The sequence below is a fragment of the Paucibacter sp. PLA-PC-4 genome, assembly GCF_026241155.1.
In the GTDB taxonomy this organism is placed as follows: domain Bacteria; phylum Pseudomonadota; class Gammaproteobacteria; order Burkholderiales; family Burkholderiaceae_C; genus Roseateles_E.
Genome location: NZ_JAPFGP010000003.1, coordinates 142,325 through 166,763 on the forward strand (window position 1 = coordinate 142,325; position 24,439 = coordinate 166,763).

General features: G+C 64.8%; 23 protein-coding genes and 1 tRNA gene. 11 read left to right on the forward strand and 13 right to left on the reverse strand.

What is annotated here, in order from left to right; genetic code table 11:
* Positions 1-222 precede the first annotated feature (222 nt).
* The 5 genes from OOZ63_RS05660 to OOZ63_RS05680 form a co-directional block, all read right to left on the reverse strand.
* Positions 223-3,144: a ribonucleoside-diphosphate reductase subunit alpha gene (locus OOZ63_RS05660; RefSeq protein WP_266004448.1), complete on the reverse strand. Its 2,922-nt coding sequence runs from the start codon at positions 3,142-3,144 to the stop codon at positions 223-225.
* A 531-nt stretch (positions 3,145-3,675) separates the two neighbouring features.
* Complete coding sequence (locus OOZ63_RS05665) at positions 3,676-5,268, reverse strand: sigma-54-dependent transcriptional regulator (protein ID WP_266004450.1); 1,593 nt, start codon at positions 5,266-5,268, stop codon at positions 3,676-3,678.
* Positions 5,268-7,073: a sensor histidine kinase gene (locus OOZ63_RS05670; protein ID WP_266004451.1), complete on the reverse strand. Its 1,806-nt coding sequence runs from the start codon at positions 7,071-7,073 to the stop codon at positions 5,268-5,270. The genes OOZ63_RS05665 and OOZ63_RS05670 overlap by 1 nt, the downstream gene beginning before the upstream one ends.
* Before the next feature lie 80 nt (positions 7,074-7,153).
* Positions 7,154-7,405 (reverse strand): PP0621 family protein, encoded by a 252-nt coding sequence (locus OOZ63_RS05675; protein ID WP_266004452.1) that lies wholly within the window; start codon positions 7,403-7,405, stop codon positions 7,154-7,156.
* A gap of 1 nt (position 7,406) precedes the next feature.
* The gene (locus OOZ63_RS05680; RefSeq protein WP_266004454.1) at positions 7,407-8,204 is read right to left on the reverse strand and encodes a cytochrome C assembly family protein; all 798 of its coding nucleotides are present in this window, start codon (positions 8,202-8,204) and stop codon (positions 7,407-7,409) included.
* A gap of 86 nt (positions 8,205-8,290) precedes the next feature.
* On the opposite strand from OOZ63_RS05680, the gene ffh reads away from it, so the two are divergent.
* Entirely contained in the window at positions 8,291-9,682 is a 1,392-nt protein-coding gene (gene ffh, locus OOZ63_RS05685; RefSeq protein ID WP_266004456.1) for a signal recognition particle protein, read from the forward strand.
* A 14-nt stretch (positions 9,683-9,696) separates the two neighbouring features.
* On the opposite strand, the gene ftsY is transcribed toward ffh, so the two are convergent.
* Positions 9,697-10,716, reverse strand: a complete 1,020-nt coding sequence (gene ftsY, locus OOZ63_RS05690; protein WP_266004457.1) for a signal recognition particle-docking protein FtsY — start codon at positions 10,714-10,716, stop codon at positions 9,697-9,699.
* Positions 10,717-10,812: 96 nt separating this feature from the next.
* On the opposite strand from ftsY, the gene OOZ63_RS05695 reads away from it, so the two are divergent.
* The 3 genes from OOZ63_RS05695 (at position 10,813) to miaB (ending at position 12,705) form a co-directional block, all read left to right on the forward strand.
* Positions 10,813-10,889: transfer RNA gene (locus OOZ63_RS05695), tRNA-Met, on the forward strand.
* Positions 10,890-10,963: 74 nt separating this feature from the next.
* Positions 10,964-11,347: a hypothetical protein gene (locus OOZ63_RS05700; RefSeq protein ID WP_266004458.1), complete on the forward strand. Its 384-nt coding sequence runs from the start codon at positions 10,964-10,966 to the stop codon at positions 11,345-11,347.
* 11 nt (positions 11,348-11,358) lie between these two features.
* On the forward strand, positions 11,359-12,705 hold the full coding sequence (miaB, locus tag OOZ63_RS05705) for a tRNA (N6-isopentenyl adenosine(37)-C2)-methylthiotransferase MiaB (RefSeq protein ID WP_266004459.1): 1,347 nt from the start codon (positions 11,359-11,361) through the stop codon (positions 12,703-12,705).
* On the opposite strand, the gene OOZ63_RS05710 is transcribed toward miaB, so the two are convergent.
* The gene (locus OOZ63_RS05710) at positions 12,695-12,967 is read right to left on the reverse strand and encodes a hypothetical protein (protein WP_266004460.1); all 273 of its coding nucleotides are present in this window, start codon (positions 12,965-12,967) and stop codon (positions 12,695-12,697) included. The two genes, miaB and OOZ63_RS05710, sit on opposite strands and share 11 nt — an antisense overlap.
* A 127-nt stretch (positions 12,968-13,094) precedes the next feature.
* Here OOZ63_RS05710 and hemA point away from each other — a divergent pair, with 127 nt between their 5' ends.
* The 6 genes from hemA (at position 13,095) to OOZ63_RS05740 (ending at position 18,119) form a co-directional block, all read left to right on the forward strand.
* Positions 13,095-14,408: a glutamyl-tRNA reductase gene (gene hemA, locus OOZ63_RS05715; RefSeq protein WP_266004461.1), complete on the forward strand. Its 1,314-nt coding sequence runs from the start codon at positions 13,095-13,097 to the stop codon at positions 14,406-14,408.
* A gap of 62 nt (positions 14,409-14,470) precedes the next feature.
* Entirely contained in the window at positions 14,471-15,550 is a 1,080-nt protein-coding gene (prfA, locus tag OOZ63_RS05720; protein WP_266004462.1) for a peptide chain release factor 1, read from the forward strand.
* Between the two features lie 2 nt (positions 15,551-15,552).
* A complete protein-coding gene (prmC, locus tag OOZ63_RS05725; RefSeq protein ID WP_266004712.1) occupies positions 15,553-16,374 on the forward strand; it encodes a peptide chain release factor N(5)-glutamine methyltransferase in 822 nt (273 codons plus the stop codon).
* Between the two features lie 121 nt (positions 16,375-16,495).
* Complete coding sequence (locus OOZ63_RS05730; protein WP_266004463.1) at positions 16,496-17,128, forward strand: hypothetical protein; 633 nt, start codon at positions 16,496-16,498, stop codon at positions 17,126-17,128.
* Positions 17,129-17,232: 104 nt separating this feature from the next.
* Positions 17,233-17,550, forward strand: coding sequence for a Grx4 family monothiol glutaredoxin (grxD, locus tag OOZ63_RS05735; RefSeq protein WP_266004464.1), 318 nt, complete (start codon positions 17,233-17,235; stop codon positions 17,548-17,550).
* Positions 17,547-18,119, forward strand: a complete 573-nt coding sequence (locus OOZ63_RS05740; RefSeq protein ID WP_266004466.1) for a UbiX family flavin prenyltransferase — start codon at positions 17,547-17,549, stop codon at positions 18,117-18,119. The genes grxD and OOZ63_RS05740 overlap by 4 nt, the downstream gene beginning before the upstream one ends.
* On the opposite strand, the gene OOZ63_RS05745 is transcribed toward OOZ63_RS05740, so the two are convergent.
* Both OOZ63_RS05745 and OOZ63_RS05750 read right to left on the reverse strand, forming a co-directional pair.
* The gene (locus OOZ63_RS05745) at positions 18,116-18,724 is read right to left on the reverse strand and encodes a lytic transglycosylase domain-containing protein (RefSeq protein WP_266004713.1); all 609 of its coding nucleotides are present in this window, start codon (positions 18,722-18,724) and stop codon (positions 18,116-18,118) included. The two genes, OOZ63_RS05740 and OOZ63_RS05745, sit on opposite strands and share 4 nt — an antisense overlap.
* A 5-nt stretch (positions 18,725-18,729) precedes the next feature.
* Positions 18,730-20,475 (reverse strand): proline--tRNA ligase, encoded by a 1,746-nt coding sequence (locus OOZ63_RS05750; RefSeq protein WP_266004467.1) that lies wholly within the window; start codon positions 20,473-20,475, stop codon positions 18,730-18,732.
* Positions 20,476-20,595: 120 nt separating this feature from the next.
* Here OOZ63_RS05750 and OOZ63_RS05755 point away from each other — a divergent pair, with 120 nt between their 5' ends.
* On the forward strand, positions 20,596-21,186 hold the full coding sequence (locus OOZ63_RS05755; protein WP_262971270.1) for an RNA pyrophosphohydrolase: 591 nt from the start codon (positions 20,596-20,598) through the stop codon (positions 21,184-21,186).
* Between the two features lie 18 nt (positions 21,187-21,204).
* On the opposite strand, the gene proB is transcribed toward OOZ63_RS05755, so the two are convergent.
* The 4 genes from proB to rplU all read right to left on the reverse strand — a co-directional run bounded on the left by proB (position 21,205) and on the right by rplU (position 24,168).
* Positions 21,205-22,326 (reverse strand): glutamate 5-kinase, encoded by a 1,122-nt coding sequence (proB, locus tag OOZ63_RS05760; protein ID WP_266004468.1) that lies wholly within the window; start codon positions 22,324-22,326, stop codon positions 21,205-21,207.
* Positions 22,323-23,399 (reverse strand): GTPase ObgE, encoded by a 1,077-nt coding sequence (gene obgE / locus OOZ63_RS05765; protein WP_266004469.1) that lies wholly within the window; start codon positions 23,397-23,399, stop codon positions 22,323-22,325. The genes proB and obgE overlap by 4 nt, the downstream gene beginning before the upstream one ends.
* A gap of 154 nt (positions 23,400-23,553) precedes the next feature.
* On the reverse strand, positions 23,554-23,811 hold the full coding sequence (rpmA, locus tag OOZ63_RS05770; RefSeq protein WP_124447444.1) for a 50S ribosomal protein L27: 258 nt from the start codon (positions 23,809-23,811) through the stop codon (positions 23,554-23,556).
* A gap of 45 nt (positions 23,812-23,856) precedes the next feature.
* Positions 23,857-24,168 carry a 50S ribosomal protein L21 gene (rplU, locus tag OOZ63_RS05775; RefSeq protein WP_137941551.1) on the reverse strand — a complete coding sequence of 104 codons (312 nt, stop codon included), beginning with the start codon at positions 24,166-24,168 and terminating at the stop codon, positions 23,857-23,859.
* Between the last annotated feature and the right edge of the window lie 271 nt (positions 24,169-24,439).

Below are 24,439 nucleotides of genomic sequence, written 5' to 3' on the forward strand. Positions count from 1 at the left end.
ATCAGAGTGTTGTGTTCAAACACCAAGGACTTCTTGACATCAACACGCGATACGCGTTGCTGCGTCGCATCGCATTGGACGTGGATCAAAGCCCTCGGGGGTCAGTCGTTGAGGCCTGGATTTGCTTCGCAGGAAAACCCATGCATCAGCGTTTGAGCCGATGAACACTGGCATCGCGGGCACATGGACTTTTCGCGATGCCAGTGCTTTAACTTCAAGACCTTACTGGCAAGCCTCGCAATCCGGGTTGTCGATCGAGCAGAACTTCATGTCGGTTGCAGGCAACTCTGCCTCGACCGGCGCCGCAGCAACAGGCGCTGCGGACTGTGCCGAAACGGGTGCCGACAACATCGAAGCGCTTGCGCCGGACGACACCGAATTGAGCTGACCCGACTTGGTCACCGTGCTCTTCTCGGCCGACGACGCGCTCATCGTGCGCAGGTAGTAGGTCGTCTTCAAGCCGCGCAGCCAAGCCAGCTTGTAGGTCTCGTCGAGCTTCTTGCCCGAGGCGCCGGCCATATAGATGTTCAGGCTTTGGGCCTGGTCGATCCACTTCTGGCGACGGGCGGCGGCTTCGACCAGCCACTGTGTCTCGACCTCAAAGGCGGTCGCGTACAAGGTCTTCAGCTCTTCCGGCACGCGGTCGATGCGGCGCAGCGAGCCATCGAAGTGCTTCAGATCCATCACCATCACGTCGTCCCACAGGCCCAACTTCTTCAGGTCGCGCACCAGCGATTCATTGATCACGGTGAACTCGCCCGACAAGTTGGACTTGACGGACAGATTGCCGAAGCAAGGTTCGATCGATGCGTCGACACCAATGATGTTGGAGATCGTCGCGGTCGGCGCAATCGCCACGCAGTTGCTGTTGCGCATGCCGTGCTGGGCGATCTTGGCGCGCAGCGCATCCCAATCCATGCTGCTGCTGCGGTCGACCTCCACATAGCCGCCCCGCTCCTTGGCCAGCAGGTCCAGCGAGTCGATCGGCAAGATGCCGCGGTCCCACAGCGAGCCACGATAGCTCGAATAGCGACCCCGCTCGGCGGCCAGCTCGGTGGAGGCCTGGTAGGCGTAGTAGCAAATCGCTTCCATCGAACGGTCGGCGAACTCGACCGCCTCGTTGGAGGCGTAAGGCGTGCGCAGCGCGTAAAGCGCGTCCTGGAAGCCCATCAGGCCCAGGCCCACCGGGCGGTGGCGCAAGTTTGAGTCGCGCGCCTTCTTGACCGCGTAGTAGTTGATGTCGATGACGTTGTCGAGCATGCGCATCGCGGTCGAAATGGTCTTGCGCAGCTTGTCGTGGTCAATGCCACCGTCCTTCAGGTGCTGGGCCAGATTGACCGAGCCGAGATTGCAGACGGCGATTTCGCTATCGTTCGTGTTCAGCGTGATCTCTGTGCACAGATTAGACGAGTGCACGACACCGACATGCTGCTGCGGCGAGCGCACATTGCAGGCGTCCTTGAAGGTGATCCAGGGATGGCCGGTCTCGAACAGCATCGACAGCATGCGGCGCCACAGGTCTTTGGCCGGCATGCGCTTGAATAGCTTGATCTCGCCGCGGTCGGCCTTGGCCTCGTACTCGACATAGGCCTTCTCGAATGCGGTGCCGAACAGATCATGCAGGTCCGGGCAGGTCGACGGCGAGAACAGGGTCCAGTCGCCGCCGTCCATCACACGACGCATGAACAGATCGGGGATCCAGTTCGCCGTGTTCATGTCGTGGGTGCGTCGGCGATCGTCGCCGGTGTTCTTGCGCAGCTCCAGGAACTCTTCGATGTCCAGGTGCCAGGACTCAAGATAGGCGCAGACGGCGCCCTTGCGCTTGCCGCCCTGGTTGACCGCGACGGCGGTGTCGTTGACCACCTTCAGGAACGGGACCACGCCTTGCGACTTGCCGTTCGTACCCTTGATGTGCGAGCCCAGCGCGCGCACCGGGGTCCAGTCATTGCCCAGTCCACCGGCGAACTTGGACAGCAAGGCGTTCTCCTTCAACGCCTCATAGATGCCGTCCAGATCGTCCGCCACCGTCGTCAGATAGCAGGACGACAGCTGCGAGCGGCGGGTGCCCGAATTGAACAGGGTCGGCGTGCTGGACATGAAGTCGAAGCTCGACAGCACCTCGTAGAACTCGATCGCGCGGGTCTCGCGGTCAATCTCGTTGAGGGCCAGGCCCATCGCGACGCGCATGAAAAAGGCCTGCGGCATCTCGATGCGCACATCGTCAATGTGCTGGAAGTAACGGTCATACAGGGTCTGCAGACCCAGGTAGTCGAACTGCAGATCGCGCTCGGCCTTCAGCGCCGCGCCCAGCCGGGCGAGGTCGTACTGCGCCAGCTTCTCGTCCAGCAGCTCGGCTTTGACGCCCTTCTTGATATAGCCGGGAAAATACTCGGCATAGCGGGTCTGCATCTGCTCCTGCGTGATCTCGCCGCCGACTACCTCGCGGCGGATCGTGTGCAGCAGCAGGCGTGCGGTGGCACGGCTGTAGCCGGGATCCTTCTCGATCAAGGTGCGGGCGGCCAGAATCGATGCCTTGTAGACCTCATCGATCGGCACGCCGTCATACAGATTGCGCTTGGTCTCGGCCAGGATCGGCTCCGGCTTGACATCAGCGCCGAGGTTTTCACAAGCCGAGACGATCAGGCTTTGCAGATGCGCCAGGTCCAGCGGAATGCGCTGGCCGTTGTCAATCACCGTCAGGCCGGACTCCAACGCGGCAGCTTGGGCCACCTCACCCTTGGCCACGCGCTCCTGGTAGCGGCGCTCGCGATAAAGTACATAGGCGCGCGCCACCTCATGGTGACCACCGCGCATCAGACCCAGCTCGACATGGTCCTGCACATCCTCAATATGGAAAGTGCCGCCGCTCGGGCGCGATCGCAGCAGCGCGCGCACCACGTTCTCGGTCAGGCCATCGACCGTCTCGCGCACGCTGGCCGAGGCCGCGCCGCTGGTGCCATGCACGGCAAGAAAGGCCTTCATCAAGGCCACCGCGATCTTGCTGGGCTCGAACGAGACCACCGCACCATTGCGACGGATGATCTGGTAGGCCTGATAAGCGGTCTGCTTGGCCACGCCGGCCACTGCGGCGGGCGCTGGGGCAGCGGGAACGTCCGAGCGGGTCTGGGCTGCTGTGCTTTGCATAATTCCTCGTCTGTCTTGTTCGAATCAGAAATGGCAGGTCCGCGACACGCCAAGGGCGGCCATGGATCTGCGTTCGTTATTGCTGTCGTCGGGGCTTGGGGCTGTGCGACTGCGCGAGCCCACCGGGCGGGCCGCAGAGCCATCCTTCGTCCGCATCGCGAGCCAGGCAAAACACGGCGTTGTGCCGGTCACGCTGGGCAAGACGACTGCGAAGGAGTGGGGCATTTCAGTGCTTTGCCGAGGCTAGAAGGATAGCATGAAGAAACACTATATCTGGGGCCACCCAGCTCTTCAAGCACTACAGCTAGCGTCAAACCCGCATATCGAATCGGTTGACCGGCGCTCCCACACACGCTAGTCGCGCGCCGCAATAGGCCTTGCAGCGTCGCATCGATACCGCTCGCATCGCGCCTGCACCCAGCATTGATCAGGGTTTGAAATCAGACCCCCGCGACAGTCGTGGCCTGCAGCGCAAAACCGCCCGCCAGGCCGCGTCAGCAAAGGCTTTGATGACTGCGCTTCGAGCGGCGCTCAGTTGGCGTCAGCGCCCTCGCCATCGGCCGAGGTCGAGCCCTCGGTGATGCCCAGCCGTGCCATCCGGTAACGAATCTGGCGCAGCGACAAGCCAAGACTCGCACCGGCGGCCGTTCGATTGAAGCGGTGTCGCTCCAAAGCCCGTAACAAGATGCTTCGCTCGACCTCGTCAAGATAAAGGGCCAGGTCTTGAGGCAGTTCGGCCTGGTCGTCGGCCAGGTTGGGCAGTGGCGCCGCCGGCGGCACCTCCAGCACGTCCAGCGCCCCCAACTGCGAATCGTCCAGCAGCGATTCGGGCAGACCCAGATCCTCGGCGTCGATCAGCTCGCCACCCGACAGCGCCAGCGCCCGGTGCAGCAGGTTCTCGAGCTCGCGAACATTGCCCGGGAAGGCGTAGCGCGCCAGTTGCGACAGCGCCGCCGGCGTCAGCCGCGGCACCGGCGACACGCCGGCATCGCGGGCGATGCGCTCCAGCACCCGCTCGCTGATCGCAGCCAAGTCCTCGATGCGCTCGCGCAGCGGCGGCACACGGATCTGTATCACGTTGAGCCGGTAGAACAAGTCCTGGCGGAAGCGCCCAGCCGCCACTTCGGCGCCCAGGTCCTTGTGGGTAGCGCTGAGGATGCGCACGTTGACCGGCGCCTCGGCCACCGCGCCGACGGGCCGCACCGAACGCTCCTGGATCGAGCGCAGAAGCTTGCTCTGCATGGCCAGCGGCAGGTCGCCGATCTCATCAAGGAAAAGGGTGCCGCCATGGGCTGCCTGGAAGAAGCCCTCGCGGTCTTCGTTGGCGCCCGTGAACGCGCCTTTGCGATAGCCGAAGAACTCGGCCTCCAGCAACTGTTCGGGAATCGCGCCGCAATTGACCGCGACGAAAGCCTGGCTGCCGCGCACACTGCTCTCGTGGATGGAGCGCGCCACCAGCTCCTTGCCGGTACCCGACTCGCCCTGCAGCAGCACCGGTGCCATGCTGCGCGCCACCTTCTCGATCAGCGAGCGGACCTGCCGGATCGCGGTCGACTCGCCGGCCAGGCGCTGAAGCGCACCGGCCGGGGGCGCCAATGCTGGATCCTCCGCGCGCGCGCGCGATGCGGCAGCCGAGGTCGCCGTCGTTGACGCCCGTGCCTCGGCCTTGGCCGGCCTGGGGAGCTCGGACACCGACTGGCGTTCCGACGGCAGTTGCGCCGGCACCACCGAGGGCTGCCCCTGCGGCAGGCGCCCCAGCGCCGAGGCAACGACACTGCGGAACTGGCGCAGATCGACCGGCTTGGTCAGATAGTCATAGGCGCCGGCCTTCAGCGCCTCGACTGCGTTCTCGGCCGAGCCATAGGCGGTGATCACCAGCGCCTTCTCAGGCCGGCCCTGCTGCTCCAGCCAGGCCAGCACATCCAGGCCGCTGCCATCGGGCAGCCGCATGTCGGTGATAACGGCACTGTAGCGGCGCTGCCCCAGCCGGGCCAGCGCCTCCTCCACCGTGCCGGCGGTCTCCAGTTCATAACCCTCGCGAAGCAGGGTCAGCTCATAAAGTGTGCGCAGATCCGGCTCGTCATCGACGACCAGCAGGCTGAAGGCGGGATTGGCTGAGCTCATCAGGAAGAAGTCGGGGCAAGAGGCGCGTCGGCCGGCAGACGACGCAGGGTCACGACAAATTCATTGCCGCCCAGTGCGGCCGAGCGCTGGCTGCGGTAATCGATGCGCCCGCCATAGCGCTCGCACAACTCGCGGCAAATATACAAGCCCAGGCCCGAACCCCGGCTGCGCGTCGAGAAAAAGGGCTCGAACAGATGGCGCTCGACCTCGGGCGCGATCAGCTCGCCGGCGCTGAACACACCCAAGCTTACCCATTGCTCGGACTGCGCGCGCAGGCTGACCTGCACGCTGCGCGGGCCTGGTGTCGCATGGCGAAGCGCGTTGTCCAACAGATTGATCAGCACGCGACGCAGATGCTCGGGCTCAAAGCTGATGCGCAGCGCATGGACCGGCAGGCTCAGGCCCAGCGGGCTGTCCGGTCCCTCCGGCAGCTTGTTGGTGCGGGCCCAGTCCAGACAGGCCTCGCTGACCAGCGCACTGGCATCCACCGGCACCGGCTGCGGTGGCACGCCTGGCGCCACCTCCATCACATCGTCGACGATGCGCTTGAGGCGCTGCACATTGGAGCTGACCATCGCCGTCAGGCGCTGCGACTGCGGGTCGGCGCAATCCTCAGCCAGCAGCGCATTGGCCTGATCGATGGCGGCCAGCGGATTGCGGATCTCGTGGGCGATGCCGGCCGATATACGGCCCATTGCAGCCAGCTTCTCCTGGCGGCTGCGTGCCTGCAGATTGCGCACATCCTCGACGAAGAGCACACACAGGTCCTCGGTGCCATGCACCTCGCGCCGGCGCGTAAAACGCATACGTAGGCGCAGTGCGCGCCGCTCAGCCGCATTGAACACCAAGGCCACGTCGCGTCCCTCCTCCGGCCAGCCGCCGGCCGAGAAGGCCTGCTCCACCGCTACCACCAACGGCTCCCAAGCCGGCACGCCGCGCAGCTGAAAGGGCGCGGTGCGGACCATCTGCTGCTCGGCCAGCAGACCTCGCGCGGCCGGATTGGCGGCGCGCACATGGCCGCGCCTGTCCAGCACCAGCACGCCCTCGGCCATCTCGTCGATCACCAACCGGTTCAGCTGCGCCTGCTGACGCGCCAGCTCCATGCTGCCGCGCGCGGCGCGCTCCTCGCGCGCCAGCCGGTTGGCCAGCTCGCTGGCCAGCAGTCCGATCACAAAGAAGCCGACGCCCACGAGGCCGGCCTGCGTCATGCGTAGCCCCGGATCAGCCCCCTGCAGCACCGACCACCAGGCCACGCCCAAGGTCATCAGCGCCGCCATCGCGGCGGTAGCCAGCGCCAGCAGACGCGGTGTCAGCACACCGGCCATCAGCACCGGCAGCACGAACAGCGCACCGTAGCTGACCCCGGCACTGCGATCGAGCGCCAGCAGCAGGCCGAACAGGCCCAGGTCTAGTCCGATGCTGAGCCACCAGCGCGGGCTGCTGAGCAGGGCCAGCGACTGCGCCGAGGCGCCCCGCTGCAGGCGCGGCAACAGCCACAGCGCTACAGCCTCAAGCGCATAGACCCCGCTGAGCGCCAGGGTCCAGAACGGTGTGGTCGAGCCCAACAGTGCCGCCAGCGCCTGCGCGCCGACCAGGGCCAAGCCCAGCGCCGCGCGCGCCGCCAAAAAGGCCCGGTACAGGCGCTGGAAGGCGCTGCCGCCAGCGTGCGTAAGCCGGCGCGCCTGCTGAAAGAAGAACTGCGAGTCAGCCGCGTCCGCGGTGCCGGCCGAGTCCACGCCGGCGGCCGCTTCACCTTCTCCCTCTTGCGGCGGACCGAACCAGGATTGGTCGCGGCCATCGGCCATCGGCCCGCGTCGCTCGCTGCGGCGACGGTCACCACGTCGGCGGTCAGATCCGCGGCGATCCCGGTTCGACCGCGCCTCGCTCATGGAGTCTTGTCGGCCTCATGGGCCGCCCGGTGGGCGGCGCTGCAGAACACCCCCCCGAGCCCGGGCAGGGCCTCAGACTGCGGAAGATGCAGTCCGCAATGGGCACAGCTAACGATGTGCTGCGGCACAGCGGGTGGCGCTGGCGGCGCCGGCGGTGGTGCAGGCGGCTTCACACCGGGACGGCTGCGCTTGAAGCCCAACATAAAGAAGACCAGACCGATGACAAGGATGATCAGCAGGTACTTCATATCAATAGCCCGTGCCGCGTTGCAGCAGCACCTCCAACACGAAACGGGTGCCGGCGTAGGCCAGAAGCAATAGTGCCGCGCCGAAGTAGAGCCAGCGCGTCGCGCGCCGGCCACGCCAGCCGAACACACGCCGGCCGGTGAGCAGCCCAGTCAGCACCAGCCAGCCCAGCATGGACAACAGATTCTTGTGGTCCCAATGCCATTGCGGCGTGAACCACCAACCCAGCAGCAAGGCCAGTGACAGCACGACGACACCGGAGCCGACGAACTGAAAAGTCAGCCGCTCCAGGCGCAGCAGTGGCATGCCCAGGGTCGCCGGCCCTCGCGAGGACTTGAGCCGCATCTGCCGCTCCGCGCGGTTCAGCATCACCGCATGCAGCACCGCAACGCCGAACAAACCATAGGAAGCCAGGCCCAGCACCCAGTGCAGCGGCGCCCAGGGCGAGGCGGCCAGCGGGCGGCTCTCGCCCGGAAAGCTCCAGGCGAGCAGCACGGTAAGCGCGGCCAGACTGGCCAGCACGCGCCGCGCACCCGGCAACGGTACGAAGCGGCTTTCGACCAAATAGACCGCCAGCACCAGCCACATCGTCATCGACAGGGCCGGCGCAAATCCGAAGCGAGCGCCAGGTCTTGCCAAGCCGAAGCCAGCGATGTCCAGCACCAGTGCCCCCAGATGGAAGAGCCAGGCCAGCAGCAACACGGCACGCAGGCGGCCGGCGCCCGCCTCCGCCGATTCACCCATGCCGGCCGCCACCGCATAGGCCAGCAAGGCAGCCAAACTGCTCAAGCTCAACAGCATGGCGGGCAGCCCTTCGGACGCGAACGATAAAATCATGGCCACAGTGTACTTTTGCGCGCCCGCCTTGCCGGTCGGTGCGAACCTTGATGGCCTCCAATCTGACCAATCGCCTGAGCCAGCTCGTGAAAACGATGCGTGGCCAGGCCCGCATCACTGAAACGAACGTCCAGGAGATGCTGCGCGAAGTGCGCATGGCTCTGCTGGAGGCCGATGTGGCCCTGCCGGTGGTGCGCGACTTCATCGCCCGGGTCAAGGAGAAGGCGCTAGGTCAGGAGGTGGTAGGCTCGCTGAACCCCGGCCAGGTGCTGGTCTCGGTGGTACACAAGGAGCTGATCGCGACGATGGGCGAGGGCATCGCCGACATCAACCTCGCAGCCCAGCCGCCCGCCGTGATCCTGATGGCCGGTCTGCAGGGCGCTGGCAAGACCACGACCACGGCCAAGCTGGCCAAGCACCTGATCGAGAAACGCAAGAAGAAGGTGCTGACGGTCTCGGCCGACGTCTACCGCCCGGCCGCAATCGAGCAGCTGAAGACCGTCACCAAGCAGGCTGGCGCCGAGTGGTTCCCCTCGACACCCGATCAAAAGCCGCATGACATCGCGCTGGCCGCGATCGACTACGCGAAGAAGCATCACTTTGAGGTGCTGCTGGTCGACACCGCGGGCCGCCTGGCGATCGACGAGGCCCTGATGGCCGAGATCAAGGACCTGCACGCGGTGCTGAACCCAGTCGAGACGCTGTTTGTCGTCGATGCGATGCAGGGCCAGGATGCAATCAACACCGCCAAAGCCTTCAAGGATGCGCTGCCGCTGACCGGGGTCGTGCTGACCAAGCTGGACGGCGACTCGCGCGGCGGGGCCGCGCTGTCGGTGCGCCAGATCACCGGCGCGCCGATCAAGTTTGCCGGTGTGTCGGAGAAGATCGACGGGCTGGAGGTCTTCGACGCCGAGCGCCATGCCGGCCGCGTGCTGGGCATGGGCGATATCGTCGCCCTCGTCGAGGAGGTCACCAAGGGCGTGGACATGGCGGCGGCCGAGAAGCTGGCCAACAAGCTCAAGAGCGGCGACGGCTTCGACCTGAACGACTTCCTGGCCCAGATCTCGCAGATGAAGAAGATGGGCGGCCTGTCAAGCCTGATGGACAAGCTGCCCGCCCAGATGGCCGCCAAGGCCGGCCAGGGCGATATGGACAAGGCCGAGCGCGATATGAAGCGCATGGAGGGCATCCTCAATGCGATGACCGCCAAGGAACGCCACCAGCCCAGCCTTTTGATGGACGGCAAGAGCAAGGCCAGCCGCAAGCGCCGCATCGCAGCGGGCGCCGGTGTGCAGATCCAAGAGGTCAACCGCCTCTTGAATCAGTTCGACCAGATGCAGGGCATGATGAAGAAGATGAAGGGCGGCGGCCTGATGAAGATGATGAAGAAGATGGGCGGCATGAAGGGCCTGGGGGGCATGATGCCGCCCGGCATGAAGTGAACCCAGAAACCGAGCTACTCCAGTAGCGCCTGTGCAAACTCACGGGCATTGAAGGTCTGCAGGTCTTCCAGCTTCTCGCCCACGCCGACGAAGTACACCGGGATTGCGCGCTCGCGCGCAATCGCCGCTAGCACACCGCCCTTGGCCGTGCCATCGAGCTTGGTGACGATCAGGCCAGTCAGGCCCAGCGCATCGTCGAAGGACTTGACCTGACTCAGCGCGTTCTGGCCGGTGTTGCCGTCAACGACCAGCAGGATTTCGTGCGGCGCATCGGACTGGGCCTTGGTGATGGTGCGCTTGATCTTCTTGAGCTCCTCCATCAGATGCAACTGGGTCGGCAGGCGGCCGGCAGTATCGGCGAGCACCACATCACAGTTGCGCGAGCGGCCGGCCACCACCGCGTCGAAAGTCACGGCCGAGGGGTCGCCGCCCTCCTGGCTGACGATCTCAACCTGGGCACGGTCGGCCCAGACCGACAGCTGCTCTCGCGCCGCCGCGCGGAAGGTATCGGCCGCGGCCAGCAGCACCTTGGCGTTGGCGTCGGCAAGATGGCGGGTCAGCTTGCCGATGCTGGTGGTCTTGCCGGCCCCGTTGACGCCGACCACCATCATCACAGTCGGGCTGTGCTGCCCCACCGCCAGAGGCTTCTCAAGCGGGCGCAGCAGGTCGGTCAGCGCCTCGATCAGCAAGCCGCGTACAGCGGCCGGATCTGCAGCCTTGGCTTCCTTGACGCGGCGCTTTAGATCCTCGAGCAAAAACTCAGTGGCCTTGACACCGGCATCAGCCATCAGCAGCGCGGCCTCAAGCTCCTCGTACAGCGCGTCATCAATCTGAGTGCCGGTGAAGACCTGGGCGATGCTGGAGCCGGTCTTGCGCAGACCCTGGCGCAGCTTGTCCAACCAGCTCTTGCGCGGCGCTTCGGCGGTGACCGGCTCAACAACGGGCTCGACCGCCACGTCCGCCACCACCACGGGCGCCTCCGTCGGCGCAGGGGCCGAAGCAGAACCAAACTTCTTCTTGAAGAAACTGAACATCGATACGCTTCTCTAGAGAGCAAGGCACATTTTTCAAAAACATGCCGGGAGGGGCTTGCATTGTCTCCTAAAAGCTCGCTAGAATGGCGGGCTTGAGGCGCTTTAGCTCAGCCGGTTAGAGCGACGGAATCATAATCCGCAGGTCCGGGGTTCGAATCCCTGAAGCGCCACCAAAATAAGTGAACGGCCCGAGCAACCCTCGGGCCGTTTTGCTTTATCCGATCAACGCAGCCACTGGACACATACCATGTACCGCTGTGCTCTTCTTGCCTTCGCGGCCAGCACCGTTTGCATCTCGGCTCAGGCCCAGGTGCACCGCCCCTTCCCCGTGCAGGCGCTGCGCGGCGAGCTGGTGGTCTTGCAAACACCTCAGATCAGCCTTAACGGCCAGCCCGCCCGGCTGGCGCCCGGCGCCCGTCTGCGCGGCGAAACCCATATGCTGCTGCAGCCCGCCAGCGTCGCCGGCCAGAAGCTCATCGTGCACTACACGATGGAGCCCTCGTCGGGCATGTTGATGGACGTCTGGGTGTTGAACCCGGCCGAGCTGGCCAACAAGACCTGGCCACGCACACCGCAAGAAGCCGCGAGCTGGGCCTTCGAGCCGGCCACACAGACCTGGACCAAGCGCTGAGAGAGGCCAGCATGAGCGACACGAAGAAAGTATTCATCAAGACCTTTGGCTGCCAGATGAACGAGTACGACTCGGGCAAGATGGCCGATGTGCTGGGCGCGGCCCAGGGCTATGAAGAGACCAAGGACGTCGAGCAGGCCGACCTGATCTTGTTCAACACCTGCTCGGTGCGCGAGAAGGCGCAGGAGAAGGTGTTCAGCGACCTGGGCCGGGTCAAGCATCTGAAAGACAAGGGCGTGCTGATCGGCGTCGGCGGCTGCGTCGCCTCGCAAGAAGGCGCGGCCATCATTGAGCGCGCGCCCTATGTCGATGTGGTGTTCGGCCCGCAAACCCTGCACCGCCTGCCGCAGATGCTGGAGGCCCGACGCGAGCAGCGCCGCCCGCAGGTGGACATCAGCTTTCCCGAGATCGAGAAGTTCGACAATCTACCGCCGGCCAAGGTCGAGGGCGCCAGCGCCTTCGTCTCCATCATGGAAGGCTGCTCCAAGTACTGCAGCTACTGCGTCGTGCCCTACACGCGCGGCGAGGAGGTCTCGCGCCCCTTCGAGGATGTACTGACCGAGATCGCCGGCCTGGCCGACCAGGGCGTGATGGAGATCAATCTGCTGGGGCAAAACGTCAATGCCTATCGAGGCAAGATGGGCGACACCAGCGAGTACGCCGACCTGGCCCTGCTGCTCGAATACGCGGCCGAGATCCCTGGCATCCAACGCTTGCGCTTCACGACCAGCCATCCGAACGAATTCAGCCAGCGTCTGGTCGAGGCCTATGCCAAGGTGCCGCAGCTGGTCAACCACCTGCACCTGCCGGTCCAGCATGGCAGTGACCGCATCCTGATGGCCATGAAGCGCGGCTATACCGCGCTGGAGTTCAAGAGCACGATTCGCAAGCTGCGCGCGATCCGGCCGGACATCCGCATCGCCAGCGACTTCATCGTCGGCTTCCCCGGTGAGACCGAGGACGACCACGCCAAGCTGATGAAGCTGGTGCATGAGGTCGGATTCGATGCCTCGTTCAGCTTCATCTTCAGCCCGCGCCCCGGCACGCCAGCCGCAGCCCTGGAGGACACGACGCCGTACGACGTCAAGGTCCGTCGCCTGCAAGAACTGCAGGCCGCAATAGAGGCCAATGCCGTGAGGATCAGCGAGACCATGGTCGGCTCGACCCAGCGCATCCTCGTGACCGGCAATGCCCGCAAGGACGCCAGCGAGCTGATGGGGCGCACCGAGTGCAACCGCATCGTCAACTTCAAGGGCGCACCGCGGCTGATGAACCAACTGATCGACGTACGCATTACCCAGGCTTTTGCACATTCGCTGCGCGCCGAGGTCCTGATAACCGAAGACGCTAGCGCCTGAGCGTCAGTCCCCATTGCGGCAGCGCGATGGCCACGACCATCAAGGCATAGCCCAGCATCTTGCCGTCGCGACCCAGCAGCAACAGGGCCGCGACCAGACCCAGGCAGCCGCCCAGCGCGCCCCACAGCGCCAGGCGGCGCCAAGCCAGGGTCCTGAGTTCGCGGCGCCACAGCAGTTTGAGTCCGAACGCCGTCAGTGCGGCAACAAACCAAGCGGGCGCAAGGAAGTTGCCCAGGTGCCATACGACGTCCAGCAGATTCATAAGCCTGGGCTTGCCAAAGAGTAGAGAAGAAGAAAAAGTGGCTTGGAATTGATGCACATCAATCGCATGTGCGCCCCACAACAGCCCCGCCGGGGCACAGCCGAACGCCGAATTTTATAATCCCATCATGAGCGTGTTCGCCCTTGGTCTGAATCACAACTCCGCGCCGCTGGATCTGCGTGGACGTTTTGCGTTCTCGCTCGAACAACTGGCCCCGACCTTGCTGGGCTTCAAGGATCAGTTGCAAAGCGCGCAGACGCGCAAAACCGCAGCCGTTACCGAGGCCGCCCTGCTCTCCACTTGCAACCGTACCGAGCTCTATGTGGCCGGCAGTGCGGCCATGGTGCAGCCGGCCGTTGACTGGCTGGCCCGGGTCGGCGGCGTCGGCAGCAGCGCCTTGCTGAACCATGCCTATGTGATGGAAGGCGGTGCCGCCGCGCGTCATGCCTTCCGCGTTGCCAGCGGGCTGGACTCGATGGTGCTGGGCGAGCCACAAATCCTGGGCCAGCTCAAGCAGGCGGTGCGCGAGGCTGACCAGGCCGGCACCCTGGGCAGCACGCTGCACCAGCTGTTCCAGCGCAGCTTTTCGGTCGCCAAGGAGGTACGCAGCTCCACCGAGATCGGTGCGCACTCGATCAGCATGGCGGCCGCCTCGGTGCGCCTGGCCTCGCAGCTTTTCGAGGACCTGAGCAAGATCAAGGTGCTGTTTGTCGGTGCCGGCGAGATGATCGAGCTGGTGGCCACACACTTCGCCGCCAAGGCACCCAAGACCATGGCCGTGGCCAACCGCACGCTGGAGCGCGGCGAGAAGCTAGCCGGCCATCTGAGCGCCGAGGCGATCCGGCTGGCCGATCTGCCGCAGCGCCTGCATGAGTTCGATGCGGTGATTTCCTGTACCGCCTCCAGCCTCCCGCTGATCGGCTTGGGCGCTGTCGAACGCGCGCTGAAGGCCCGCAAGCACCGGCCGATGTTCATGGTCGACCTGGCAGTGCCGCGCGATATCGAGCCCGAGGTCGCGCAGTTGGACGATGTCTATCTCTACACGGTGGACGATCTCTCGACGCTGGTGCAAAGCGCTGGCGAGAAGCGCCAGGCCGCCGTTCAGCAGGCCGAGGCCATCATCGAGAGCGGCGTGCAGAGCTTTGTCCACTGGTTGGGTCAGCGCCACACAGTGCCGCTGATCCAGGCCCTGAACGCACAGACCGACGAGTGGCGCGCCCATGAGATCGCCAGGGCCCGCAAGCTGCTAGCGCGCGGCGAGGATGTCGACGCGGTGCTGGAAGCGCTGTCGCGCGGTCTGACCCAGAAAATGCTGCACGGCGCACTGGCCGAACTGCATGCCAGCGACGGCGAGCAGCGCGTGCAACTCGCGCAGACCGTCTCTCGCCTGTTCCTGCGCAGCAGCCCGCGCGGCACTTTCGACTCTGCGGCCGAGCATTAGCGGTTCTGAGGCCCGTCCCGGCAGCCGCTGCCGGCCCTTCAGCTCCACCGCCATCGCCCCCCATGAAAGACTCGCTGCGCCAGCAATTCGAACGCCTCGCCTATCGCCTGAGCGAGCTGGACACCATCTTGGCGGAGGGCTCGGTCGCCGCCGACATGAAGCGCTACCGCGCGCTGAGCAAGGAACAGTCCGAGGCATCGACCCTGGTCGGCCACTATCGCCAGTACCAGCAGCGCGAGGCCGATCTGGCGACGGCGCACGAGATGCTGGCCGACGTGGACATGGCGGAGATGGCGCGCGAGGAGATTGCGGCCGCCGAGGCAGACATCGCCCGGCTGCACGAGACCCTGCAGTTGTCCCTGCTGCCCAAGGACCCGGATGACGAGCGCCCGGCCTTCCTGGAGATCCGCGCCGGCACCGGCGGCGACGAATCGGCCCTCTTTGCCGGCGATCTGGCCCGCATGTATCTGCGCTTTGCCGAGCGCCAGGGCTGGAAGACCGAGATCCTTTCGGCCAGCGACTCCGACCTTGGCGGATACAAGGAACTGGTGGTGCGCATCGAGGGCGAGCAGGTCTATGGCCGGCTGAAGTTCGAGTCCGGCGGCCACCGCGTGCAGCGCGTGCCCGCCACCGAAAGCCAGGGCCGCATCCACACCAGCGCCTGCACCGTGGCGGTGATGCCCGAGCCCGACGAGGCCGAGGAGATCCAGCTGAACCCGGCCGAGCTGCGCATCGACACTTTCCGTGCCAGTGGCGCCGGCGGCCAGCACGTCAACAAGACCGACAGCGCGATCCGCATCACCCATCTGCCTACCGGCCTGGTTGCGGAGTGCCAGGATGACCGCAGCCAGCACCGCAACAAGGCCAAGGCCATGGCTGTGCTGGCCGCCAGGCTGCGCGACAAGGACAAGAACGAGCGCGCCGCCAAGGAGGCCGCCCAGCGTAAGAGCCTGATCGGCTCGGGTGACCGCAGCGACCGCATCCGCACCTACAACTTCCCACAAGGCCGGCTGACCGACCACCGCATCAATCTGACGCTCTACAAGCTGGACGCCATCATGAACGGGGACCTGGACGATGTGTTCCAGGGCCTGCAGGCGGCCCAGGCAGCAGAGCAACTGGCCAGCCTGGAGGGCCGGTGAGTCTGAGCGTGGCCACCGCCCTGGTTTTGTCGCGTGAGCGCGGGCTGGATCGGCTCGAAGCGCAGCTGCTGCTCGCCGAATTGCTCGACCGCGACCGTAGTTGGCTCATCACGCACGACCAGGACCTGTTGAGTGCGGAGCAGGCCAGCCGATTCGAGGACTGGCTGGAGCAGCGCCTGCAGGGCGTGCCGCTGGCCTATCTGTGCGGGCACAAGGAATTTCATGGCTTGCGCCTTCGGGTCAATGCTGACACCTTGGTGCCTCGGCCCGATACCGAAGTCTTGGTCGATTGGGCGCTGGAATTGCTGCAGGCCCGCGGACTGGCGCAGCCGGATTTGGTCGACCTGGGCACCGGCAGCGGTGCGATCGCGCTCGCGCTCAAGCACCGGCATCCGCAGGCCCGCGTTACGGCAGTCGATCTCAGCGCTGGCGCCCTGGCCGTCGCCCGCGCCAATGCCCACGCCCTGAGGCTGGGGGTCGAGTTCCAGCAAGGCGACTGGTGGCGACCGCTGGGCGGCCGCCGCTTCGACCTGATTGTGAGCAACCCGCCCTATATCGCCGGCACCGACCCACATCTGCCAGCCCTGCGCCACGAGCCGCAGGGCGCGCTGACGCCCGGTGGAGACGGTTTGTCGGCGCTGCAGACCCTGATCACCGGCGCGCCCGGGCATCTGCGACCCGGTGCCTGGCTCTTGCTGGAGCATGGCTACGACCAGGCCGAGGCGGTCGGCCAAGCCCTGGCGGCCCAGGGTTTCGAGCGGATCGAGTGTCGCCGGGACCTCGGCGGCCAGCCCCGCGTCAGCGGCGGGCGCTGGCCGGGCTGACACTGTCCAAAAAGCCACAACTGCCGGCCCATAGCGCCTCAGTTCGGTCTGCAGATTTTCGCTGACCGGGTTAGCATGACCTACGCCTGGACCTCAGGCGCCAGCTCACGAGGAGGTCGCCATGAGTACCGTCGCCCATGTCCTTGCCGCGAACCCGCGCTGGCTGATGCCATTGGCGCTGTTGCTGATGGCTGGCACTTGCGCCCAGGCGGAAGGCCTGAAGATCACCGCCCCCGAGATGGGCTCCTTGCGTTGGCAGACTCGCGTCCAACTGAGCCAGCTGGACAGTGTGACCGGGAGTTCGCGAGTGCTCAGCGCCAATCTTCTGGGCGACTACTACCTCACCGGCTCCCTGCTAGGCCCCAACACCCAAGGCGGCCTGCGTGCCACCGGTGGCCTGCTGATGGGCTCGCCAACACTGTCGCAAAGCAGCGGCGGCCTCGCACTGGGTCACAGCTCGCTGGGCATGGGCCAAAGCCTGGCGGTGGGCCAGCGCAGTGTCAGCCTGCTTGGCAGCGCGTTGCCCCCCGGTTTCGATTCCGGCCATGCTCGCTCCTATTTGGGCATCGGCTACACCGGCCAGTCGCTGCGCGGTGGCTGGGGCTTCAGTGCCGATCTCGGCCTCGCCAAGTCAAGTCCGCGCGAAGAGTTGCGCCTGGGCCGCAGCGCGCTGGGCTCGCAGAGCCTGGAAGACCTGCTGATGGACATGCGCTTTCGACCCGTGCTGCAACTGGGCCTGAGCTACAGCTACTGAGCGGGCAAAGCCCAGGGCCGGCAGGCATCGCCGCCCTCGCCGATAATGGGCGGCATGTGCCGGCTCGGAGTCGGCGCGCTTTCCACCACTTCAGGCGAGACGATATGAGCGACGTACAGCAACGCATTGACGAATTGGTCAAGAACAACCGGGTCGTGTTGTTCATGAAGGGCACGGCACAGTTTCCGATGTGCGGCTTCTCGGGCCGCGCGATCCAGATACTGAAGGCCTGCGGCGTCAGCGATCTGAAGACCTTCAACGTGCTGGAGGACGAGGGCGTGCGCCAGGGCATCAAGGACTATGCCAACTGGCCGACCATTCCGCAGCTCTACGTCAACGGCGAGTTCGTCGGCGGCTCGGACATCATGATGGAGATGTACCAGGCTGGCGAACTGCAGCAGGTCTTGACGCCCGCACAATGAACGAACCGAGGCTGGTCGTCGGCATCACCGGCGCCACTGGCGCGGCATACGGGCTGCGACTGCTGCGCCGCGGCCGAGAGCTCGGCCTGCAGACGCATCTGATCGTCACGCCGGCCGGCGTGCTCAATGTGCACCATGAGCTCGGGCTGGACCGCAAGGCACTGGAGGCCGAGGCCTCCTTCTCCTATGCGCCGGCCGATGTCGGCGCCTGCGTGGCCAGCGGCAGCTTCGCCACAGCAGCCATGGTGATCGCCCCGTGCTCGATGAAGAGCCTGGCGGCCATCGCCCACGGCTTTGGCGACAATCTATTGACGCGCGCGGCTGACGTGACGCTCAAGGAACGTCGCCGCTTGATTCTGATGGTTCGCGAGACGCCCTTCAACCTGGCGCATCTGCGCAATATGACGGCCGTCACCGAGATGGGCGGCATCGTCTTCCCGCCGCTACCGGCCTTTTATCACCACCCGCAAAGCATTGAGGAGCTGGTGAACGAAAGCGCCGAGCGGGTGCTGGAACTGGCCGGCGTCACTGGTGCCAAGCCCAAGGCCTGGGCTGGGCTGAAGGCCTAGACTTCCCCGGGCATCAGCCAGCGCTTGCGGTTGCCGAACACCGCATTCGGGTATTCGGCCCGGCCACGGCTGCCGTTGTAGCGACCCAGCGCCAGGAACATGTCGCCCCGCTCGCGATCCAGATAGTGGCGCAGGATCACGCAGCCAAAGCGCAGATTGGTCTGCATATGGAAGAGCCGAGATGCCTGACCATCGCCGATCAGACGGGCCCAGAACGGCATGATCTGCATATAACCGCGAGCGCCGGCCGAGCTGATCGCGTACTTGCGGAAGCCACTCTCGACCTGCACCAGCCCCAGCACCAAGGCCGGATCCAGACCCGCTCGCTTGCTCTCGTACCACAGGGTCTCGAGGAACTCGATGCGGGTCAGGCTCTCCGAGAGCCGGCGCTTGAGCCGCTCGCTCATCTCGCCCAGCCAGCGCAGATAGGCCAGCCGGTCTTCGACCCGATCGAAACGAGGTTTGGGCGGCGCACTGTTGGCGATGGCCGCCGACAAGGCCGAGCGCACAGCATCTGCCAGCGGCTCTTCGACCTGGGCGCCCGCCAGCACCCGTCCACCGGGCAGCGCCAGCAGCGCGCCCAGCAGCAGCCCGCGTCGATGCAGCCCGCTCAAAGCTTGAGCTTGCCCTTCAGAAGGCCGAGCACCTCGCTCAACGCCAGTTTGGTAGCCTCGGCATCGCGACGGCCCTGATACTCAACCTGCCCCTCCTTGAGCCCACGGTCCGAGAGCACCACGCGATGCGGCACGCCGACCAACTCCCAGTCCGCAAACATCGCCCCCGGGCGCTCGCCACGGTCATCCAGCAGCACATCGACACCCAGCGCCTGCAGTTCATCATGCAGTTGGGTCGCGGCTGCCTTGACCTCCTCGCTGCGATCCATGCCGATCGGGCAGAGGACGACGGTGAACGGTGCCATCGAGTCCGGCCAGATGATGCCGCGCTCATCATGGTTTTGCTCAATGGCCGCGCCCAAGATGCGGGTCACGCCGATGCCGTAGCAGCCCATCTCCATCGGTTTGGGCTTGCCAGTTTCGTCGAGGAAGTTGGCGTTCATCGCCAGCGAATACTTGGTGCCAAGATAGAACACATGGCCGACCTCGATACCGCGCTGGATGGCCAGCACGCCCTGACCATCCGGCGAGGGGTCGCCGACCACGACATTGCGGATATCAGCCACCAGGTCGGGCTCGGGCAGGTCGCGGCCCCAGTTGGCACCGGTGTAGTGAAAGTCGACCTCATTGGCGCCGCAGACGAAGTCGGCCATATGGGCGACGGTGCGGTCGGCAATGATCTTGACCGGTTTTTTCAGGTTGATCGGGCCCAGATAACCCGGCTTGCAACCGAAGTGCTCCTCGATCTCGGTCACGGTGGCAAAACGGAAACCGGCCTTCAGGCCCTCAAGCTTGCCGGCCTTGACCTCGTTGAGCTCGTGATCGCCGCGCAGCAGCAGCAACCAGACAGTGGACTTCTTGATGTCGCCCTTGTCGTCCAGCTCGTCGGTGGCAAGCACCAGGGACTTGACAGTCTGGGTAAGCGGCAACGCCAGCAACTCGGCCACGTCGGCACAGGTGCTCTTGCCCGGCGTCGGCGTCTTGCTCAGCGGCTGGGTGGCAGCGCCACGGGTGGCCAGCAAGGCCACGGCTTCGGCCAGCTCGATGTTGGCGGCGAAGTCGCTGGTCGGGCAGTAGACGATGGCATCTTCGCCGGTATCGGCAATGACCTGGAACTCGTGCGAGCGGTCGCCGCCGATGGCGCCGGTATCGGCCGCGACTGCACGGTACTGCAGACCTAGACGATCAAAGATCTTGCAGTAGGCGCCGTACATGGTCTCGTAGCTGCGACCGGCCGACTCGACATCGCGGTCGAAGGAGTAGGCGTCCTTCATCGTGAACTCGCGGCCCCGCATGATGCCGAACCGAGGGCGGCGCTCGTCGCGGAATTTGGTTTGAATGTGATAGAAGTTCTTCGGCAACTGCTTGTAGCTGCGCAGCTCCTGGCGGGCGATATCGGTGATCACCTCTTCGCTGGTTGGCTGGATGATGAAGTCGCGGTCGTGGCGATCCTTCACGCGTAGCAGCTCCGGGCCCATCTTGTCGAAGCGGCCGGTCTCCTGCCACAGCTCGGCCGGCTGGACCACGGGCATCAGCAGCTCAACAGCGCCAGCGCGGTTCATCTCCTCGCGGATGATGCCCTCGACCTTGCGAATCACGCGCAGCCCCATTGGCATGTAGTTGTAGATACCGGCGCCTAGGCGCTTGATCATGCCGGCGCGCATCATCAGCTTGTGGCTAACGACCTCGGCATCGGCGGGCGCTTCTTTCAAGGTCGAGACGAAGAACTGGCTGGCTTTCATGGCAAGAGCGAGGCCTGGCCCAAGGCCAAGCAGAGTCAAAAGGTGTGAGGGTTAGCGAGGGTAATGCCCGAAGGGCGGCCCAATGCAATAATCGATCTAACTAAAGATTTGAGGTTGATTATGCTCGACCGTGAAGGCTTCCGGCCCAACGTCGGCATCATCCTGCTCAACCACAGGAATGAAGTGTTCTGGGGCAAGCGCATCCGCACTCATTCCTGGCAGTTCCCGCAAGGGGGCATCAAGCATGGTGAGACGCCTGAGCAGGCGATGTTTCGAGAGCTCCACGAGGAAGTGGGGCTGCTGCCCGACCATGTGCGCATCGTCGCGCGAACCCGCGACTGGTTGCGCTACGAGGTGCCTGAGCACTTCATACGACGCGATGCGCGCGGTCACTATCGCGGACAAAAGCAGATCTGGTTTTTGCTGCAGTTGATGGGTCGCGATTGCGATATGAATCTGCGCGCCACCGACCACCCTGAGTTCGATGCCTGGCGCTGGAATGATTACTGGGTACCGCTGGAAGCGGTGATCGAGTTCAAACGCGGCGTCTATCAGATGGCACTGACCGAGTTGGCCCGCTATCTGCCGCGGATCAACCACCACAACCGCTATCTGCGTGCCGGCATGCGGCCGCAGCATCGCGATTCGGGCCCGGCCGCTCAGCCCGACCCCTGCGCCCCGCCCCCGGAGACCAGTACCGAGGGGGACTGAAGCCCAAGCGGCCTGCCGTCAGACCAGCACCAGATTGTCCCGGTGGATCAGCTCGGGCTCTGCGGCATAGCCCAGCAGCCGCTCGATCTCGCCGGAGGCCTTGCGCGAGATCAGGCGCGCCTCGGCGCTGGAGTAGTTGGTCAGGCCGCGGGCAAGCTCTTGCCCGGCCGGATCGCGCACCGCGATCACATCGCCGCGATGAAACTCGCCCTGTACTTCGACGACGCCGATGGGCAACAGGCTCTTGCCGGCCTCGCGCAGCTTGAGTGCCGCACCGGCATCCACCGTCACCGCACCGCGCATCTGCAGATGGTCCACCATCCACTGCTTGCGCGCCGCTAGCTTGGGCGTACTGGCCAGAAGGGCCGTGCCTATGGCCTCACCAGCCGCCAGGCGCAGCAGCACATCGGGCTCGCGGCCCCAGGCGATCACGGTGCTCGCACCCGACCCGGCTGCGCGCTTGGCGGCCAAGATCTTGGTGATCATGCCGCCGCGACCCAGGGACGAGCCTGCACCGCCGGCCATCAGCTCCAGCTCAGGCGTGCCGGCCACCGCCTCGTCGATGAAGCGCGCATTTGGGTCCTTGCGCGGGTCGGCCGAGTACAGGCCCTTCTGATCGGTCAGAATCACCAGCGCGTCGGCCTCCACCAGATTGGCCACCAAGGCCCCCAAGGTGTCGTTGTCACCGAACTTGATTTCGTCGTTGACGACGGTGTCGTTCTCGTTGATGACCGGCAGCACGCGATGCTGCAGTAAGGTCAGCAGCGTCGAGCGCGCGTTCAGATAGCGTTCGCGGTCCGCCAGGTCGGCGTGCGTGAGCAAGACCTGGGCACTACCCATGCCTTGCTCACGCAGCTTGGTCTCGTACATCTGGGCCAGGCCCATCTGGCCGACGGCAGCCGCAGCCTGCAGTTCGTGGATCTCCTTAGGCCGGGTAGCCCAGCCCAGGCGCTTCATGCCTTCGGCGATTGCGCCGCTGGACACCATCACCAGTTCACGCCCCTGACCCGCGAGTGCGGCAAGCTGCCGACACCAGTTGCCGATGGCCTCGGCATCGACACCACGCCCCTCATTGGTGACCAGGCTGGACCCCACCTTGACGACGATACGACGCGCGTCCTTCAGCGCATGACCGCTCATGCCTGCTCCCGCTCGCCACCCTCCGCCGGTGTGAAGCGGATATCCGGCTCGACGATGACGCGCTGCTCGGCTGCCACATGATCATAGATCGCGTGGATCAAAGGCTGACAGCCCTCTCGGGTCAGCGCCGAAATCTCGAACACTGGGCCCTTCCACTTGTAGCGCTTGACGAAATCCTTCACACGCTTGGCACGCTCATCCTCCGGCACCATGTCCAGCTTGTTCAGCACCAGCCAGCGCGGCTTGTTGTACAGCGACTCGTCGTACTTCTTCAGCTCGTTGACGATGGCCTTGGCCTCGACAACCGGATCGACCTCGGGATCAAACGGCGCCAGATCGACCACATGCAGCAGCAGCCGAGTGCGCTGCAGATGCCTCAGGAACTGATGGCCCAGGCCCGCCCCTTCGGAGGCGCCTTCAATCAGGCCAGGGATGTCGGCGACTACAAAGCTCTTTTCGGGCGCAACACGCACCACACCCAGATTCGGATGCAGGGTCGTGAAGGGGTAGTCGGCGATCTTCGGGCGGGCATTGGAGACGGCCGTGATCAGCGTCGACTTGCCGGCATTGGGCTGCCCCAGCAGCCCCACATCGGCCAACACACGCAACTCCAGCTTGAGCTTCTTGGCTTCACCGGGCCAGCCAGGCGTCTTCTGTCGCGGAGCGCGGTTGGTGCTGGTCTTGAAATGCAGATTGCCGAAACCGCCGTCGCCACCCTTGGCCAGCAGCATCTTCTCTCCCGGCTCGATCAACTCGGCGATGACGGTGTCGGTCTCGAGATCCTTGATGATGGTGCCGACCGGCATGCGCAACACGATGTCGTCGGCAGCCGCGCCGTACTGGTCGGAGCCGCGGCCGGCCTCGCCATTACGGGCCTCGTGGCGGCGTGCGTAGCGGTAGTCGATCAGGGTATTCAGATTGACATCACCGACGGCCCATACGCTGCCGCCGCGACCGCCATCACCGCCATCGGGTCCGCCGAAGGGGATGAATTTCTCGCGGCGAAAGCTCGCACAACCGGCACCACCATTGCCGGCCACGATATCGATGGTGGCTTCGTCTACGAACTTCATATGCTTATCTGCGCCTTTTGAGGGCTATGGTAAGGCAAGGCCTGCGCGACCTCGCCCGCTGCCGCAGCCTCAAAAAGCAAAAGCCCCGGCGAGCCGGGGCTTCAGGTCGCTGGCGAACGGCTGCAGCGCTGCCGCCAGCGATACACGCGGTCAATCAGACCGGCGTGACGAACACCGTTTGACGGCTCTTCTCACCCTTGATGGCGAACGACACTTGGCCGTCAACCAGTGCAAACAGCGTGTGGTCCTTGCCGATACCGACATTGGTGCCGGGATGGAACTTGGTGCCGCGCTGACGCACGATGATGGAACCCGCCGAGATGGTCTGGCCGCCGAAGGCCTTCACACCCAACATCTTAGGTTTGGAGTCGCGGCCGTTCCGTGTGGAACCGCCGCCCTTTTTCTGTGCCATGGATTAGCTCCTTGAAACTGTTGGCGACGAAGAATCTGCTATCGATCAGCCGTTCACCGCGCTGATTTCCAGCTCGGTGAAGTTCTGGCGATGGCCTTGACTCTTCTTGTAGTGCTTACGACGGCGCAGCTTGAAGATGCGCACTTTGTCGTGCCTACCGTGAGCCACAACCGTGGCGGTAATGCTTGCGCCAGCAACCAAGGGAGTGCCGATCTTCAATTCAGCGCCGTTTCCGACAGCCAGAATCTGGTCGATCACAATCTCTTGGCCAACATCCGCAGCAATCTGTTCTACCTTGATCTTTTCGCCAGCAGCAACTTTGTATTGCTTGCCACCGGTTTTTATGACCGCGTACATATCAGCCCTTTCAATAAAACCCACCTGCAAGCACCCGCCGAGCGAGTGCGCGCAAGCATCAAACCCCGCACCGTCAACGGCGCAGAGCCCGCGAGTGTAGCATGCACCTGGGAAAACACCAAGATCAGTCCAGCAGCGCTGCCGCGAGCTCACACCGAAGCCCGGTCGAGCCCTCGCTGTTCCTATAATCCTTGCTTCGCCAAACAGAGAGCTGAGTGTGCACGCTGCGTCCGCCTCGTCCCCCTCCCCCGTCGCCGAGGTTCAAGCCAAA

Excerpts from the sequence above, each read along its gene's own strand:
- OOZ63_RS05710 (WP_266004460.1), bottom strand. The coding sequence starts at position 12,967 with ATGAATCTGCTGGACGTCGTATGGCACCTGGGCAACTTCCTTGCGCCC.
- proB (WP_266004468.1), bottom strand. The coding sequence starts at position 22,326 with ATGAGCGGTCATGCGCTGAAGGACGCGCGTCGTATCGTCGTCAAGGTG.
- OOZ63_RS05680 (WP_266004454.1), bottom strand. The coding sequence starts at position 8,204 with ATGCTGTTGAGCTTGAGCAGTTTGGCTGCCTTGCTGGCCTATGCGGTG.
- ftsY (WP_266004457.1), bottom strand. The coding sequence starts at position 10,716 with ATGTTCAGTTTCTTCAAGAAGAAGTTTGGTTCTGCTTCGGCCCCTGCG.
- OOZ63_RS05670 (WP_266004451.1), bottom strand. The coding sequence starts at position 7,073 with ATGGCCGATGGCCGCGACCAATCCTGGTTCGGTCCGCCGCAAGAGGGA.
- obgE (WP_266004469.1), bottom strand. The coding sequence starts at position 23,399 with ATGAAGTTCGTAGACGAAGCCACCATCGATATCGTGGCCGGCAATGGT.
- OOZ63_RS05740 (WP_266004466.1), top strand. The coding sequence starts at position 17,547 with ATGAACGAACCGAGGCTGGTCGTCGGCATCACCGGCGCCACTGGCGCG.
- miaB (WP_266004459.1), top strand. The coding sequence starts at position 11,359 with ATGAGCGACACGAAGAAAGTATTCATCAAGACCTTTGGCTGCCAGATG.
- OOZ63_RS05660 (WP_266004448.1), bottom strand. The coding sequence starts at position 3,144 with ATGCAAAGCACAGCAGCCCAGACCCGCTCGGACGTTCCCGCTGCCCCA.
- OOZ63_RS05755 (WP_262971270.1), top strand. The coding sequence starts at position 20,596 with ATGCTCGACCGTGAAGGCTTCCGGCCCAACGTCGGCATCATCCTGCTC.
- OOZ63_RS05675 (WP_266004452.1), bottom strand. The coding sequence starts at position 7,405 with ATGAAGTACCTGCTGATCATCCTTGTCATCGGTCTGGTCTTCTTTATG.
- grxD (WP_266004464.1), top strand. The coding sequence starts at position 17,233 with ATGAGCGACGTACAGCAACGCATTGACGAATTGGTCAAGAACAACCGG.
- OOZ63_RS05730 (WP_266004463.1), top strand. The coding sequence starts at position 16,496 with ATGAGTACCGTCGCCCATGTCCTTGCCGCGAACCCGCGCTGGCTGATG.
- OOZ63_RS05665 (WP_266004450.1), bottom strand. The coding sequence starts at position 5,268 with ATGAGCTCAGCCAATCCCGCCTTCAGCCTGCTGGTCGTCGATGACGAG.
- ffh (WP_266004456.1), top strand. The coding sequence starts at position 8,291 with ATGGCCTCCAATCTGACCAATCGCCTGAGCCAGCTCGTGAAAACGATG.
- prfA (WP_266004462.1), top strand. The coding sequence starts at position 14,471 with ATGAAAGACTCGCTGCGCCAGCAATTCGAACGCCTCGCCTATCGCCTG.
- rplU (WP_137941551.1), bottom strand. The coding sequence starts at position 24,168 with ATGTACGCGGTCATAAAAACCGGTGGCAAGCAATACAAAGTTGCTGCT.
- OOZ63_RS05750 (WP_266004467.1), bottom strand. The coding sequence starts at position 20,475 with ATGAAAGCCAGCCAGTTCTTCGTCTCGACCTTGAAAGAAGCGCCCGCC.
- rpmA (WP_124447444.1), bottom strand. The coding sequence starts at position 23,811 with ATGGCACAGAAAAAGGGCGGCGGTTCCACACGGAACGGCCGCGACTCC.
- OOZ63_RS05700 (WP_266004458.1), top strand. The coding sequence starts at position 10,964 with ATGTACCGCTGTGCTCTTCTTGCCTTCGCGGCCAGCACCGTTTGCATC.
- hemA (WP_266004461.1), top strand. The coding sequence starts at position 13,095 with ATGAGCGTGTTCGCCCTTGGTCTGAATCACAACTCCGCGCCGCTGGAT.